At 72.4% G+C, this 15,077-nt stretch carries 12 protein-coding genes and 1 pseudogene; 7 read left to right on the top strand and 6 right to left on the bottom strand.

The features are described from left to right. Positions 1–26 precede the first annotated feature (26 nt). From ACWER9_RS24780 to ACWER9_RS24800, 5 genes and pseudogenes are all read right to left on the bottom strand, one after another. Positions 27–1,115 (bottom strand): uroporphyrinogen-III synthase, encoded by a 1,089-nt coding sequence (locus ACWER9_RS24780; protein ID WP_452304077.1) that lies wholly within the window; start codon positions 1,113–1,115, stop codon positions 27–29. Further along, on the bottom strand, positions 1,115–1,462 hold the full coding sequence (nirD, locus tag ACWER9_RS24785) for a nitrite reductase small subunit NirD (protein ID WP_452304078.1): 348 nt from the start codon (positions 1,460–1,462) through the stop codon (positions 1,115–1,117). The genes ACWER9_RS24780 and nirD overlap by 1 nt, the downstream gene beginning before the upstream one ends. After that, positions 1,459–3,990: a nitrite reductase large subunit NirB gene (nirB, locus tag ACWER9_RS24790; protein ID WP_452304079.1), complete on the bottom strand. Its 2,532-nt coding sequence runs from the start codon at positions 3,988–3,990 to the stop codon at positions 1,459–1,461. Before nirB ends, nirD begins: the two co-directional genes overlap by 4 nt. Continuing rightward, positions 3,987–5,426, bottom strand: coding sequence for an FAD-dependent oxidoreductase (locus tag ACWER9_RS24795; RefSeq protein WP_452304080.1), 1,440 nt, complete (start codon positions 5,424–5,426; stop codon positions 3,987–3,989). Before ACWER9_RS24795 ends, nirB begins: the two co-directional genes overlap by 4 nt. Then, positions 5,423–7,585, bottom strand: a pseudogene (locus ACWER9_RS24800) (molybdopterin oxidoreductase family protein). Before ACWER9_RS24800 ends, ACWER9_RS24795 begins: the two are co-directional and overlap by 4 nt. Positions 7,586–8,179: 594 nt before the next feature. On the opposite strand from ACWER9_RS24800, the gene ACWER9_RS24805 reads away from it, so the two are divergent. The 7 genes from ACWER9_RS24805 (at position 8,180) to glmM (ending at position 13,670) form a co-directional block, all read left to right on the top strand. Further along, positions 8,180–8,878 carry a class I SAM-dependent methyltransferase gene (locus ACWER9_RS24805; RefSeq protein ID WP_452304081.1) on the top strand — a complete coding sequence of 233 codons (699 nt, stop codon included), beginning with the start codon at positions 8,180–8,182 and terminating at the stop codon, positions 8,876–8,878. Positions 8,879–8,966: 88 nt separating this feature from the next. Further along, on the top strand, positions 8,967–9,224 hold the full coding sequence (locus ACWER9_RS24810; RefSeq protein ID WP_452304082.1) for a DUF6364 family protein: 258 nt from the start codon (positions 8,967–8,969) through the stop codon (positions 9,222–9,224). After that, a complete protein-coding gene (locus ACWER9_RS24815; protein ID WP_357357058.1) occupies positions 9,214–9,507 on the top strand; it encodes a type II toxin-antitoxin system PemK/MazF family toxin in 294 nt (97 codons plus the stop codon). Before ACWER9_RS24810 ends, ACWER9_RS24815 begins: the two co-directional genes overlap by 11 nt. A gap of 160 nt (positions 9,508–9,667) precedes the next feature. Next, positions 9,668–11,050, top strand: a complete 1,383-nt coding sequence (locus tag ACWER9_RS24820; RefSeq protein ID WP_452304083.1) for a nitrate/nitrite transporter — start codon at positions 9,668–9,670, stop codon at positions 11,048–11,050. Between the two features lie 209 nt (positions 11,051–11,259). Beyond that, positions 11,260–11,703 carry a 50S ribosomal protein L13 gene (gene rplM, locus ACWER9_RS24825; RefSeq protein ID WP_007465158.1) on the top strand — a complete coding sequence of 148 codons (444 nt, stop codon included), beginning with the start codon at positions 11,260–11,262 and terminating at the stop codon, positions 11,701–11,703. 20 nt (positions 11,704–11,723) lie between these two features. Then, positions 11,724–12,197, top strand: coding sequence for a 30S ribosomal protein S9 (gene rpsI, locus ACWER9_RS24830; protein ID WP_112626216.1), 474 nt, complete (start codon positions 11,724–11,726; stop codon positions 12,195–12,197). Positions 12,198–12,314: 117 nt separating this feature from the next. Beyond that, positions 12,315–13,670, top strand: coding sequence for a phosphoglucosamine mutase (glmM, locus tag ACWER9_RS24835; RefSeq protein WP_452304084.1), 1,356 nt, complete (start codon positions 12,315–12,317; stop codon positions 13,668–13,670). Between the two features lie 102 nt (positions 13,671–13,772). On the opposite strand, the gene ACWER9_RS24840 is transcribed toward glmM, so the two are convergent. Then, a complete protein-coding gene (locus ACWER9_RS24840; RefSeq protein ID WP_452304085.1) occupies positions 13,773–14,969 on the bottom strand; it encodes a pyridoxal phosphate-dependent aminotransferase in 1,197 nt (398 codons plus the stop codon). Positions 14,970–15,077: the final 108 nt, after the last annotated feature.

Raw genomic sequence — 15,077 nt, forward strand, 5'->3', positions numbered from 1 at the left:
CGGCACACGAGCCGGTCGTGACGCGCTCAGTCGACCCGGAGCCGGTAGCCGCGCTTCACCACGGTCTGCACCACGCGGGGCGCGCGCAGGCCGGCCCGTAGACGGGCGACGGCCATCTCCACGGCGTGCTCGTCGGCGCCCCTGGGCAGCGTCCGCAGCAAGGCCGTACGGGAGAGCACGTGGCCCGGCGCTTGGGCCAGCGCCCGCAGCACCGCCATCGGTGCCGGCGCGAGTGGCCGCAGCTCGCCGTCGATCACCGCGGCGTGTCCGCGCAACGTGAGCAGGTGCCCACCGGCCTTGAACGTCACGGTCCGGCGGGGCAGTTCGTCGACGATGGTCCGCACCAGCGCGCCCAACCGGGCCCGACCGGGCGCGCTCACCGGCACCCCGCGCCGCAGCAGCGGCTCGGCGGTCACCGCGCCGACGCAGCTGGCCAACACGTCACGGCGTAACGCGGCCAGCACCGCGTCGGTGCGGTCACCGGCGGCCCGCAGCAACGCCTCGGCCGCCGGCGCCGAGGTGAACGTCACCGCGTCCACAAGCCGGCCGGCGATCAGGTCGATCAACCGGTGCAGCGGTGCCGGGTCGGTCGGTGGCGCCCAACGGTAGACCGGCACCTCGATGACTGTGGCACCGGCGGCCTCCAACGCGAGCGTGCATTCGGGCTGCCGCTCGCCGTGCAGCTGCATGGCGATCACCTGCCCGGCCACGCCGCGCCGACGCAGGTGGTCGACCACCTCGTCGCAGCTCTCCGAGGCCGGCGACCACTGGTCGTGCAGCCCGGCCGCCCGGATCGCGCCGCGTGCCTTGGGGCCGCGGGCCACCACGTACGAGCTGGCCAGCACGGAGCGCAGCGGCTCGGCCAGCCCCCAGCCCTCGGCCGCCTCCAGCCAGCCGCGCATGCCGATGCCGGTGTTGGCCATCAGGATGTCCGGCGGCAGGTCGAGGCAGGCGCGGGTCGCCTCGCGCAGCTCGGTGTCGTCGGAGAGCGGCACGATCCGCAACGCCGGGGCGAGCACCACCCGGGCGCCCCGGCGTTCGAGCAGCGCGGCCAACTCGTCGCGCCGCCGGTCGGCGGTCACCCCGATGGTGAAGCCCGCCAGTTCTTCCCGCATCAAGCCTCCTGTCGCAGCCGCACCTCGACCAGCCCGTTACGACACCGCGCGTCGTGTCGGGCGACGGCGACCCCGGGCAGGTCGAGGCAGTGCCCGGTGCGCAGGTCGTACACCTGCTTGTGCAGCGGTGAGGCGACGGTCGGCACCCCGCCGCGGCTGCCGACGATGCCCCGGGACAGCACGTACGCCCCGGAGACCGGGTCGCGGTTGTCGATGGCGAACAGCCCGTCGACGGTTCGGAAGAGGGCGATCTGCACCCCGTCGACCAGGGCGGCGACGCCCCGGTCCGGTTCCAACTGGTCGACCAGGCAGACGGGGGTCCAGGTCAGCGTCAGGGTCTGGGTCATCGCCGTACCTCCGGTAGGCCGAGGGTGACCGGTTGCCGACGGCTGGTCGGCTCGGTTCCGGTCGGGGGATGGTCGCGTACGGGTACCGGCTGGCCGCGTTCCCGGGTGAAGGTGATCGACGGGTCCGGTACGTCGGGGGCGTTGACGAAGGAGGTGTAGCGGCGCAACCGGTCCGGGTCGTCCAGGACGTCACGCCACTCGTCGGAGTACGACGACACGTGTCGGGCCATCGCCGCGTCGAGGTCCGCGCAGAGCCCGAGCGAGTCGTCCACGATCACCGAGCGCAGGTGGTCCAGGCCGCCGTCCATCGCCTCGATCCAGCCGGCGGTGCGTTGCAGCCGGTCGGCCGTGCGGATGTAATAGATGAGGAACCTGTCGATCAGGGTGATCAGCGCGTCGGTGGACAGATCAGTGGCGAACAGGTCGGCATGCCGGGGCCGGAAGCCTCCGTTGCCGCCGACGTAGAGGTTCCACCCGGTCTCGGTGGCGATGATGCCGAAGTCCTTGCTGCGCGCCTCCGCGCACTCCCGGGCGCAGCCGGAGACCGCCGACTTGAGCTTGTGTGGGGCGCGCAGCCCGCGATACCGCAGCTCCAGGGCGACGGCCAGCCCGACCGAGTCCTGTACGCCGTACCGGCACCAGGTCTCGCCCACGCACGACTTCACCGTGCGCAGCGCCTTGCCGTACGCGTGACCGGATTCGAAGCCGGCGTTCACCAGCCGTCGCCAGATCTGCGGCAGTTGCTCCACCCGCGCCCCGAACAGGTCGATCCGCTGCCCGCCGGTGATCTTCGTGTAGAGCTGGAAGTCCCTGGCGACCTCGCCGATCACGATCAGCTTCTCCGGGGTGATCTCACCGCCGGGGATCCGGGGCACCACCGAGTAGCTGCCGTCGCGTTGCAGGTTGGCCAGGAAGTGGTCGTTGGTGTCCTGCAGGGACGCCTGTTCGCCGTCGAGCACGTGCCCGCTGCCCAGCGAGGCGAGGATCGACGCCACCACCGGCTTGCAGATGTCGCAGCCACGGCCCCGACCGTGCTCGGCGACCAGCCGGGAGAAGGTGCGGATGCCTCGTACGCGGACGATCTCGAACAGCTCTTGACGGCTGACGTCGAAGTGTTCGCAGAGCGCGCGGGACTGTGCCACCCCGGCCGCGTCCAGGAGTTGCTTCAGCATCGGCACGCACGAGCCACAGCTGGTGCCGGCCCGGGTGCACGCCTTCAACGCCGGCACGTCCGCGCACCCGTCGGCGATGGCGGCGTCCACGTCGCCCCGGGTCACCGCGTTGCAGGAGCAGACCTGTGCGGTGCCCGGCAACGCCCCGGCGTCCGCGCCGCCGCCGTCGGGGGCGAGCAGCGCCAGCGGCGCGGCCGGGAGCGGGCCGCCCACACTCGCGCGCAGCGTCGGGTACGCGCTGGCGTCACCGACAAGCACCCCGCCGAGCAGGGTGTGCGCGTCGTCGGAGAGGACCAGCTTCGCGTAGACCCGGGTGGCCGGGTCGGTGAACGTGACGTCCAGGCACCCGTCGGTCGCGCCGTGGGCGTCACCGAACGAGGCCACGTCGACGCCGAGCAGCTTGAGTTTGGTGGCCGTGTCCGCGCCCGGGAAGGTCGCCGCCCCGCCGACAAGTCGATCGGCCACCACCTCGGCCGTCGCGTACCCGGGTGCGACCAGACCGTGGCAGGTGCCGTCGACGGCCGCGCACTCTCCGACGGCCCAGATCCGTTCGTCGGCGGTGCGGCAGGTCGCGTCGACGAGCACCCCGCCGCGTGGGCCGAGCGGCAGACCGGCGTCCCGGGCCAACTGGTCCCGGGGCCGGATGCCGGCGGCCACCACCACCAGCTCGGCGTCGATCGCGGTGCCGTCGGAGAGTTCCAGAGCCGCGACACCACCGTCCGGACCGGGCCGGATCGCGGTGGTCGCCACCCCGAGGTGGGTCCGTACGCCCAACTCGTCGACGTAACGGCGGAGCATCGCGCCACCGGCCTGGTCCACCTGCACCGGCATCAACCGGGGCGCGAACTCGACCACGTCGGTGCTCAGGCCGAGCAGGCGCAGGGCGTTCGCGGCCTCCAGACCGAGCAGACCGCCGCCGATCACCGCGCCGGCCCGCCGGCCCTGGGCGTACTCCCGGATGGCCGCCAGGTCGTCCAGGGTGCGGTAGACGAAGACCCCCGGCAGCTCCGTGCCGGCGACCGGTGGCACGAACGCGTACGACCCGGTCGCCAGCACCAACGCGTCGTAGCGGTACTCGCCGACGGCGGTGGTCACCACCTGCCGGTCCCGGTCGACGGCGGTCGCCGGCTCGCCGAGCAGCAGCCGCACCCCGTCGTGCGGGGTGTGCAGGTTGAGGTCGCTCTCGCTCACCCCGTCGAAGTACGCCGAGAGCCGCACCCGGTCGTACGCCGGGCGCCCCTCCTCGGCCAGCACGGTCACCCGCCAGCTCCCCTGCGGGTCGCGGGCGCGCAGCGCGTCCACGAAACGCTGCCCGACCATGCCGTTGCCGATGACGACCAGTTCACCGCCGCTCATCGCGTCACCTCCACCGATTCCGCCTGGCTGAGCCAGTCGACGATGCCGCTCACCGCGTCCCGGCATCCGCCGCATCCGGTGCCGGCCCGGGTCGCGGCCACCACCGCATCGACGGTCCGGGCGCCGGAGCGCCAGCTTCTGACCAGTGCGCCCTTGCTCACCGTGTTGCACTGACAGACCGTGGCCGCGTCCGGCATCAGCGCCGGTGAGGCGGCCGGGGTCGCGCCGACCGCGCCGAGTGCCCGGCCGAGCAGCAGCGCCCGCCTGTCACTCGGCACCGGCTGACCACGGTCGAAGAGTTGGATCACCGTGCCGACCGCCGGGTTGTCGCCGAGCAGGATCGCGCCGATCAGCCGTTCGTCCCGGATCCGCAACCGGGCGTACGTGCCCCGGGTCGGGTCGGCGAAGGTCAACTCCTCGCCGGGCCCGCCACCTGCCGCGTCACCCATCGAGGCCAGGTCGATCCCGGCGGCTTTCAGCCGGGTCACCACCGGCCGGGGTCGGTACCGGGCCAGTGGGTCCGTACCGCTCAGCACGTCCGCGAGCACCTGGGCCTGAGCCCAGGCGGGCGCGACCAGCCCGGTGAGCACGCCGTCGTGCTCGGCGCAGTCACCGATCGCCGAGATGGACCGGTCGCTGGTGCGCAGCCGGTCGTCCACCACCACGCCACGCCGCACGGTCAGACCGGCGGCCTGCGCGAGGGCGGTGTCCGGGCGTACCCCGCAGGAGAGCACCAGCAGGTCGGCGCGCAAGGATCGGCCGTCGGCCAGGTCGAGGCGGACGCCGCCCGCGTCGGCGACCACGCCGGCCGCCGACACCCCCAGTTGGACGGTGACCCCGAAACCGGCGAGTGTGCCGGTGAGCACGGCGCCGGCGGCCGGGTCCAGTTGACGTTCCATCAGGTGCGCTCTCGGGTGCACGACGGTGGTGGCCAGCCCCCGGATGGCGAGCCCTCGGGCGGCCTCCAGGCCGAGCAGCCCACCGCCGAGCACCAGCGCGCTGCGCGCACCGTCGGCGGCGGCGAGGATCCGCCGACAGTCGTCAAGGGTCCGGAAGGGGACCACCCGCTCCGGCAGGGCTGCCGGATCGAGGCCGGGCAGTGGCGGCACCACCGCGCGGGCGCCGGTGGCCAACACCAGGTGGTCGTACCCGATGCGTTCCCCGTCGTGGGTGCGGACCTCGCGGGTGGCCCTGTCGACGGCGACCACCGACAGGCCGCTGCGCAGGTCGACGCCGTGCCCGGCGGCTTCGGTCAGTTCCAGGTCCGGCTCGCCGATCCGTCCGGCCAGCAGGGTGGAGAGCAGAATCCGGTTGTACGCGCGGTGCGGCTCGGCCCCGAGCACGGTGACCTTCCGGTCGCCCTCCCGGGCGTGCAGCTCACCGGCGAGACGCGCGCCAGCCATCCCGTTGCCGACAATGACCACCCGGGCGGTCATGCCTTCTCCACCCGGACCGCGCAGATCTTGAACTCGGGCATCCCGGAGATCGGGTCCACCGCGTCGTTCGTCACCGAGTTGGCGCGTCCGGACCCGGCGTAGTGGAACGGGGCGAACACGGTGTCGGGCCGGATCCCGGCGCTGAGCCGGGCCGGAGCGCAGAATTCTCCTCGCCGCGAGGTGACCCGCACCGGGTCGCCGTCGTCGATGTCCAGCCGGGCGGCCAGGTCGGGGTGCAGTTCGACGAACGCCTCCGGGGCGGCGCGCCGCAGCGCGGCCACCCGGCGGGTCTGGGTGCCGGACTGGTACTGCGCCAGCACCCGGCCGGTGGTGAAGTGCAGCGGGTACGTGGCACAGACCTCCTCGGCGGCCGGCCGGTGGTCGACGCTGTGGAAACGGGCCCGGCCGTCCGGGGTGGCGAACCTGTCGGCGAAGAGTCGTGGCGTGTCCGGCCCGTCCTCGGTCGGGCAGGGCCAGTAGACGCCGTCGTCGGTGTCGATCCGGTCCCAGCTGATGCCGGCGTAGTCGGCGGCCCCACCGGCGGAGGCGCGGCGCAGCTCGGCGAAGACGGCGGCCGGGTCGGCCGGGAACCGGGCCGCCTCGATGGTGGCGAGCCACGCCGCTTCGGTGGCCGCTTCGGTGGTCACTTCGGTGGTCGCGAGCCGCGCCGCCAGGTCGGAGATGATGGCGAGGTCGGTGCGGACACCCGGCGGGGGTGGCCGTAGCGCGCGCCGACGCAGCACCCGACCTTCGAGGTTGGTCATCGTGCCGTCCTCCTCGGCCCACTGCGCGGTGGGCAGCACCACGTCCGCAAGCGCGGCCGTCTCGGAGAGCAGCAGGTCGGCGACGACAAGCAGGTCGAGATCGCGCAGCCGGCCCTCGATCCGGGCCGCCCGGGGCGCCGAGACCACCGGGTTCGACCCGAACACCAGCAACGCGCGTGGGCCGCCCGGGGTGCCGAGTGAGTCGAGCAGTTGGTACGCGGGCACCCCCGGGCCGGGCAGCTCGTCGGGTCGCACGCCCCAGACCCGGGCCACGTGCTCCCGGGCCGCCGGGTCGTCGATCTTCCGGTAGCCGGGGAGCTGGTCGGCCTTCTGCCCGTGCTCCCGGCCACCCTGGCCGTTGCCCTGGCCGGTGAGGCAGCCGTACCCCGAGCCGGCCCGGCCGGGCAGACCGAGGGCAAGAGCCAGATTGACGTACGCGGTGACGGTGTCCACCCCCTTGGCGTGCTGCTCGGCGCCGCGTGCGGTCAGGATGATCACGCGGCCGCCGGTACCAAGCGCGCGGGCGGTCGCCTCCAGGTCGGCCACCGGCACCCCGGAGAGCTGTTCCGCGCGGGCCGGCCACCAGGCGACGACACCCCGGCGGACCTCGTCGAACCCGGTGGTGCGATCGGCCACGTACGCCCGGTCGACCCAACCCTCGGTGAGTGCGATGTGCAGCAGCGCGTTGGCCACCGCGAGGTCGGTGCCGGGCAGCGGTTGCAGGTGCAGGTCGGCCTGACGGGCGGTGGCGGTGACCCGGGGGTCGACGACGATCAGTCTGCCGCCGTTGCGGCGCTGCTCGGTGAGCCAGCGCACCAGCGGCGGCATGGTCTCCGCCGGGTTCGCCCCGACCAGCAGCAGGGTGTCGGCCCGGCCCAGGTCGGAGAGCGGGAACGGCAGCCCACGGTCGATGCCGAAGGCGCGCATCCCGGCGGCCGCCGCCGAGGACATGCAGAACCGGCCGTTGTAGTCGATGTGTCGTGTGCGCAGCCCGATCCGGGCGAACTTCCCCAACGCGTACGCCTTCTCGTTGGTCAGACCGCCACCGCCGAAGACGGCGACCGCGTCCCGGCCCGCGTCGTCCTGGACGGCGCGGATGCCGGCGACCACCCGGTCGAGCGCGGCGTCCCAACTCGCCGGCTGTAGTGCGCCGGTGGCCGGGTCACGCACCAGCGGGGTGGTCAGCCGCTCCGGGTGGTCGAGCAACTCGGCGGCGGTCCACCCCTTCTGGCAGAGCCCGCCCCGGTTGGTGGGGAACTCGCGCGGGTGGACCGTCACCCCGGCGTCGTCCGCGCGCAGCGTCATTCCGCACTGCAGTGCGCAGTACGGGCAGTGCGTCGCCACTTCCCGGGGCGCCCGCCCCGGTGCAGTTGCCGACCGTGCACCGTCTGTCATGTCGGGAAAGCGTGCCGCCGGGCGGTTTCCGGTCCGGGTCCCTTCTGTTTCGGTCCTGTCAAGTGGGGCTCACACCGCACGTGGGCAGCGATCGCGTCGGAGGGTGCGAGCCGGAGCCTGTGGAGCTGAGTCGTCGACGACATCGGCAGATGAATCGTTTGCGACATCAGTGGATGAATCGTTTGCGACGTCGGTGGATGAATCGTTTGCGACATCAGCTCCACAGCGTCAGCGCGGCACCTCGCGGGGCGGTCAGCGCACGTCGCGCGGCGCGGGTCAGGTGCAGGACGTCACCCGGGCGCGGCATCCGCGCGGACCTGGCCGGGGGCTCACCCGGCAATGGCCGGCGACGCGGCCGACTCGGTTCACCGGCCGGGGTGCGCCGGCGTCCCCGGTGGTCGGGGCGTGCCCGTCTGCGCCAGCCGACCGAGATCTTGGACAGTTTCCGTTAGCTGAGAACGGAAACTGTCCAAGATCTCCGCAGGGCGCAGGCGTCCCAGGGCGCGAACACGTCCGTCGGCTGACCGGCGCAGCACAGAGGCCCCCGGGGCGTCTATGATGTGGGAAAGTTGTCTCGAATAATGGGAGGCTGCGATGGGCGTGACGGACGTCTTCGACGCGGTGGCCGGCACGTACGACGAGTCGCGCAGGCGGCTGATTCCGTGCTTCGACGCCTTCTACGGCACGGCCGTCGACGTGGCAGCGCCGCCACTGCGGGCCGCGCTCGCCGCTGGGCGTACCCCGGAGGTGTTGGATCTGGGCGCGGGCACCGGCCTGCTCTCGTTGTTGCTGTCCGCCGCGGTGCCCGGAGCCCGGCTGACCCTGGTGGACGGTGCCCCGGCGATGCTCGCCCGCGCCACCCACCAGTTGGACGCGCGGTCCGTGCCGCACCGGACGGTGCGGGCCGACCTGGCCGACGAGCTGCCGCCCGGCCGGTACGACGCTGTGGTCAGCGCCCTGGCGATCCACCACCTGGACGATGCCGGCAAGCGTGCGCTCTACCGGCGGGCCGCCGCCGCGCTGGTGCCGGGCGGGGTGTTCGTCAACGCCGAGCAGGTCGCCGGGCCGACCGCGGAGCTGGACCGGCGCTACGACGAGGTGTGGCTGGAACGGATCGCCGAGCTGGGTGCGTCCCCCGACGAGATCGCGGCCTCCCAGGAGCGGATGCGTCACGACCGCCCGGCGACGGTGGCCGAGCAGTGCCGGTGGCTCACCGAGGCGGGCCTCGTCGACGTCGACTGCTACTTCAAGGAGTGGCGTTTCGCGGTGTTCGGCGGCCGGGCGGCCGGGTGAGCCCGGCGTAATGTGCGTTTCGCCGCCGGTGGGGGAGCGGTGCCCGCGGGGATGACTGTCGGTCACACCCGTGGGTAATCTGCTCGGCATGACTGCCAAGGTGACTCTCTCGTTCACCGACGAGACGATCGAGGAGGCGCGGCGGTTCGCCAAGCGCGAAGGGCTGTCGCTCTCCGCGTGGATGGACCAGGCCGCCCGGGAGAAGGCGTTGCGCGAGGTCTTCACCGCGCACGCCGACGCCGTGGGCCGCGCCAGCCTCGATCTGGAGTCCGCCGCCCTCGCCGACGCCCGCGAGGTGGGCATGGTCAACGACCTGTTCTCCGGCGGACGGCCGCGTGCTGCGTAGGGGTGAGATCTGGCGCATCGAGGGCGCCCGGGAACGCCTCGGCCTCGTGATCAGCTCGGACGTCTACAACTCCACAGGCGTGCCCATCGTGATCGTCGTCGAGGTGGTCGAGGAGTCGCTCCTGCGGGATTCGCCGCTCGCCGTCTCGATGGGCCGGTACGTGGTGATGCCCGATCGGATCTCCTCACCCATGAAGAAGTGGTTCACCGAGTGCGTGGACGTCGCCGACACCGACACCATGCTCCGGGTCGGCCGTGCGTTGCGCATCCTCCAGCAGCTCTGACCGCGACAGCCGCTCCGACCGCGCAGCTCCGGTGGCGTGCTCACCATCGTCGCTGGCCCGTGGTGCGATCCCCGTTTCCGGCCCGACCCGCGACGGGCACTGCCAGGTAACCGGGCGTTCCTAGCGTTTCCCCTCGTCACATCGACGAGGAGGAGCCGCCGTGAGCACGCTCACCAGCACCGCAGTCGCCGCCGAGCCGCCCGCCGTCACCGGCCGCCGGCAACCGCTGCACGACTGGCGCCCCGAGGACCCGGACTTCTGGCAGGCCACCGGAGCGCCGATCGCCCGGCGCAACCTCTGGGTCTCGATCTTCGCGGAGCACGTCGGCTTCTCGGTGTGGAGTCTCTGGTCGGTCACCGTGCTCTTCCTCGGCCCCGCGTACGGCATCGACCCGGCCGGGAAGTTCCTGCTCACCGCCGTGCCGGCCGCGCTTGGCGCGGTGCTGCGGCTGCCGTACACGCTCGCGGTGGCCCGCTTCGGCGGCCGACGCTGGACGATCATCAGCGCACTGCTGCTGCTGGTGCCCGCGGTGCCGATGACGGTGCTGCTGGAACCCGGGGTGTCCTACTCCACCCTGATGGTGCTCGCCTGCCTCACCGGGGTCGGCGGCGGCAACTTCGCCTCCTCGATGGCGAACATCAACCTGTTCTACCCCCAGCACCTCAAGGGCCGGGCCCTCGGGCTCAACGCCGGCGGCGGCAACCTGGGCGTACCCGCCGTGCAGTTGGTCGGCCTGGCGGTCCTCGCCACCGCCGGTGCCGCGTACCCCCGGTTGGTGCCGGCGGTCTACCTGCCGCTGATCGTGCTGGCCGCGCTGGCGGCGGCCCGCTGGTTGGACACCGTGCCCGGGGCCCGCAACGAGCCCGGCGCGTTGCGTGACGCGGCCCGCGACCCGCACACCTGGGTTATGTCGCTGCTCTACATCGGCACCTTCGGCTCGTTCATCGGCTTCGGTTTCGCCTTCGGGCAGGTGCTCCAGCTCCAGTTCGCCGAGCGGTTCCCCACCCCGGTCGACGCCGCCTGGCTGACCTTCCTGGGCCCGCTGATCGGCTCGCTGATCCGGCCGCTGGGCGGGCACCTCGCCGACCGGTTGGGCGGGGCCCGGGTGACCTTCTGGAACTTCGTGGCGATGGCGGTCGGCGCGAGCACCGTGCTGTACGCGGCCCGGGAGCGTTCGTTCGGGCTCTACCTGGCCGGGTTCCTCGCGCTGTTCGTCTTCTCCGGCGTCGGCAACGGGTCCACGTACAAGATGATCCCGGCGATCTTCCGGGCCCGGGCGGCGGACGCGGTGGCCACGGGTCAGCGCGATCCGGAGGCTGCCGCGCGGTGGGCGCGCAGGATGACCGGCGCGCTGATCGGCATCGCGGGTGCGATCGGCGCCTTCGGCGGGGTCTTGGTCAACATCGCGTTCCGTCAGTCGTTCCTCAGCTCGGGCAACGCCGACGCCGCCTACCTGGCCTTCATCGGCTGGTACGCGTTGTGTTTCGCGATCACCTGGGTCGTCTACCGTCGTCCGAGGGCAGGTCGACTGGCCAACGTGTGAGCTGAACCACCGTCGGCGCGTCGCCGCACGCCACCGCACCCCCGTTTTGACCTGCGCACGGGGCGCCGGGTATCGTTGCCTGCTGTTGTACGACATCCAGAGGCGTGCCCCATCAGGTACGCTTGGTCGTTCGTGCGCGCTGGTCCGGCCTGCAAGATCTGGTCACCTCGGCGCGCGACCCCAGACCGACGACGAGACAAGGTAGACCTGTGCGTACGTACAGCCCGAAGCCGGGTGAGATCGAGCGTCAGTGGCACGTCATCGACGCCTCTGATGTCGTGCTGGGCCGCCTGGCCACCCACGCCGCCACGTTGCTGCGTGGTAAGCACAAGCCGACTTTCGCGCCGCACGTCGACACGGGCGACTTCGTCGTCATCGTGAACGCGGGCAAGGTTGCGCTGACCGGCAACAAGCGCCAGACCAAGGTCGCTTACCGCCACTCCGGTTACCCGGGTGGTCTGAAGCAGGTCGGCTACGACGAGCTGCTGACCAAGCGTCCCGAGCGGGCCATCGAGCTGGCTGTGAAGGGGATGCTCCCGCACAACAAGCTCGGCCGTCAGCTGATCAAGAAGCTGAAGGTCTACGCCGGTGCTGAGCACCCGCACCTCGCGCAGCAGCCGGTGCCGTTCGAGATCAAGCAGATCGCGCAGTGAGCGCGGGCGAAGGAAGCAGCATGACCGACATCATCGAGACCGAGGTCGCCCCGGAAGCCCCTGAGGCCACCGAGGCGCCGGCGCCCGTCGCCCGCGCGCCTCGTGGTGACCGGCCGATCCAGACCGTGGGCCGCCGCAAGGAGGCCATCGTCCGGGTCCGCATCGTCCCGGGCACCGGCAAGATCACCTGCAACGGTCAGGACCTCGAGGCGTACTTCCCGAGCAAGGTGCACCAGCAGCTCATCAAGGACCCGCTGGTCACCGCCGAGAAGCTCGAGCAGTTCGACGTGATCGCCAACCTGCGTGGCGGCGGCACCACCGGCCAGGCCGGTGCGCTGCGGCTGGGCATCGCCCGCGCGCTGATCATCAACGAGCCGGACGACCGCCCGGCCCTGAAGAAGGCCGGCTTCCTCACCCGGGACGCCCGGGTCAAGGAGAGCAAGAAGTACGGCCTCAAGAAGGCCCGTAAGGCTCCTCAGTACTCGAAGCGCTGATCTTTCCCAGCGCGTTGTACTTCTGACGGACGGCCGGTCCGCCTCCCCTCTGCGGGGAGGTGGGTCGGCCGTTCCGCTTTCTCCTCACTTGCAGTGCTCATTCGGAGGTTGGCGGGTATGGGTCGGTTGTTCGGCACGGACGGCGTACGCGGGCGGGCGAACGCGGATCTCACCCCGGAGTTGGCGCTGGCGCTCGCGGTGGCCGCCGCGCACACACTCGCCGAGACGGACCGCAGCCATCCGCCGCTCGCCGTCGTCGGGCGGGACACCCGGGCCAGCGGCGAGATGCTCGAGGCCGCCGTTGTCGCCGGTCTGACCAGCGCCGGCGCCAACGTGGTGCGGGTCGGCGTGCTGCCCACCCCCGCGGTGGCGTTCCTCACCGCCGAGGCCAAGGCCGACCTGGGTGTGATGCTCTCCGCGTCACACAACCCGATGCCGGACAACGGCATCAAGCTCTTCGCCGCCGGTGGTCACAAGCTGCCCGACGAGATCGAGATGCAGATCGAGGCGGCCGTCGAGACGAACGCCACCACGGCCTGGGACCGGCCGATCGGCGCGGGTGTCGGGCGGGTGCACGACCTGCTCGACGGTGCCGACCACTACGTTCAGCACCTGGTGGGCACCGTTCCGCACCGGCTCGACGGGATCAAGGTCGTGGTCGACTGCGCCAACGGCGCGGCGGCCGAGGTCGCCCCCGTCGCCTACCGGGAGGCCGGCGCGGAGGTCATCGCCATCCACGCGGAGCCCGATGGTCTGAACATCAACGACGACTGTGGCTCCAACCACATCGAAGGGCTGCGCGCCGCTGTGGTCGAGCACGGCGCCCACCTGGGCATCGCCCACGACGGCGACGCCGACCGCTGCCTGGCGGTCACCGCCGACGGCGACGAGGTGGACGGCGACCAGGTCATGGCGATCCTCGCGCTTGCCATGCGGGACGCCGGCACGCTCACCCAGGACACCCTGGTGGCCACCGTGATGAGCAACCTCGGGCTGCGACTCGCGATGTCCGCGCAGGGCATCCGGCTGGTCGAGACCAAGGTCGGCGACCGGTACGTGCTCGAGGAGCTGCGCGCCTCCGGGCTGGCGCTCGGCGGTGAGCAGAGCGGCCACATCGTCATGCCCGCGCACGCCACCACCGGCGACGGGGTCCTCACCGGCCTGCACCTGATGGCCCGGATGGCGGCCACCGGCAAGTCCCTCGCCGAGCTGGCCTCGGTGGTCACCAAGCTGCCCCAGGTGCTGATCAACGTGCCGGTCGGCGACCGGACCGTCGGTGCCGCCGCCCCCGCCGTGCGCGCCGAGGTCGAGCGGGCCGAGGCCGAGCTGGGCGAGACCGGCCGGGTGCTGCTGCGCCCGTCGGGCACCGAACCGCTGGTCCGGGTGATGGTGGAGGCGGCCACCGAGGCGACCGCGCGTGAGGTCGCCGAGCGGATCGCCGAGCTGGTGCGCACCGCGAGCCCGGTCGCCTAGGCCGGTTGGACGCTGTGGAGCTGAATCGTTTACGGCATCAGCTCCACAGCCGTCGGGCGTCCCGGGTCGAGGTCAGCCGGTCGGGGGTCAGCCGGTCGGGGGTCAGCCGGTCGGGGTCAGGGCGCGCAGCCGGGTGACCGCCTCGGTCAGCACCTCGGGGCGCTTGCAGAAGGCGAACCGGACCAGCCGCCGGCCCGCGTCGGCGTCGTCGTAGAAGACCTGGGTGGGCACCGCCACCACACCGCAGCGCTCCGGCAACGAGCGGCAGAACTCCATCCCGTCCCGGCCGCCGAGGGCGGTGATGTCGGCGGTGACGAAGTACGTCCCCTCCGAGTCGAGCACCTCGAACCCGGCGTCGGTCAACCCACCGACGAGCTGGTCACGCTGCTGCTGGAGGCTGTCCCGGAAGCCGGTGTAGTAGTCGTCCGGCAGGGCCAGCGCCACGGCCACCGCCGGTTGCAGCGGCGCGGCGTTGACGTAGGTGAGGAACTGCTTCACCCGTACCACCGCCGAGACCAGCGCCGCCGGGCCGCTCGCCCAGCCGACCTTCCACCCCGTGCAGGAGAACGTCTTGCCGGCCGACGAGATGCGCAGCGTCCGCTCCCGCATCCCCGGCAGGGTGGCCAGCGGCACATGTGGGCTCGCCGCGTCGGTGAAGACCAGATGCTCGTACACCTCGTCGGTGACCGCGTACGCGTCGAACTCCTGACACAACTCGGCGACCTGCGCCAACTCGGCCGGGGTGAAGACCTTGCCGGTCGGGTTGTGCGGTGAGTTCAGCAGCACCACCCGGGTGCGCGGGCCGAACGCCGCGCGCAGCGCCGCCGGGTCGAAGGCGTACCGACCGTCGGCCGCGGGACGCAGCGTCACCGGCCGGCGGACCGCGCCGGCAAGCGCGATCGAGGCGGCGTACGAGTCGTAGTACGGCTCGAAGCACACCACCTCGTCGCCCGGTTCGCAGAGAGCGAGGATGCTCGCCGCGACCGCCTCGGTCGCGCCCGCCGTGATCACGATCTCGCCGTCCGGGTCGTACGCCAGGTCGTGGAACCGCCGCTGATGGGCCGCGACGGCCGCACGCAGGGTGGGTATCCCCGGGCCGGGCGGGTACTGGTTCTGCCCGCCGCGCAGCGCCTCGGCGGCGGCGGCAAGCATCTCCGGTGGGCCGTCGGTGTCGGGAAACCCCTGGCCGAGGTTTACCGCGCCGGTGCGTACGGCGAGGGCGGACATCTCGGCGAAGATCGTCGTGCCGAACGGCCGCATCCGGGCCACCAGCGGGTCGACATCGGTGCTCGTCGTCACCTGAGCCAGCCTACGGCCACCTGCTGGCGGGTCCGGTGCGGGAGAGGGGGACAGATCGGGCGGGGGCGCGTCGGACATGGCTGCTCCGGGCGGGAGTGGGTATGGGAC

The sequence above is a fragment of the Micromonospora sp. NPDC003944 genome (assembly GCF_053605225.1).

What these genes read in the sequence shown, in the direction of transcription:
- rpsI (WP_112626216.1), top strand. Translation starts at nt 11,724, where the DNA reads ATGACCGACATCATCGAGACCGAGGTCGCCCCGGAAGCCCCTGAGGCC.
- ACWER9_RS24780 (WP_452304077.1), bottom strand. Translation starts at nt 1,115, where the DNA reads ATGCGGGAAGAACTGGCGGGCTTCACCATCGGGGTGACCGCCGACCGG.
- ACWER9_RS24805 (WP_452304081.1), top strand. Translation starts at nt 8,180, where the DNA reads ATGGGCGTGACGGACGTCTTCGACGCGGTGGCCGGCACGTACGACGAG.
- nirD (WP_452304078.1), bottom strand. Translation starts at nt 1,462, where the DNA reads ATGACCCAGACCCTGACGCTGACCTGGACCCCCGTCTGCCTGGTCGAC.
- glmM (WP_452304084.1), top strand. Translation starts at nt 12,315, where the DNA reads ATGGGTCGGTTGTTCGGCACGGACGGCGTACGCGGGCGGGCGAACGCG.
- ACWER9_RS24795 (WP_452304080.1), bottom strand. Translation starts at nt 5,426, where the DNA reads ATGACCGCCCGGGTGGTCATTGTCGGCAACGGGATGGCTGGCGCGCGT.
- nirB (WP_452304079.1), bottom strand. Translation starts at nt 3,990, where the DNA reads ATGAGCGGCGGTGAACTGGTCGTCATCGGCAACGGCATGGTCGGGCAG.
- ACWER9_RS24810 (WP_452304082.1), top strand. Translation starts at nt 8,967, where the DNA reads ATGACTGCCAAGGTGACTCTCTCGTTCACCGACGAGACGATCGAGGAG.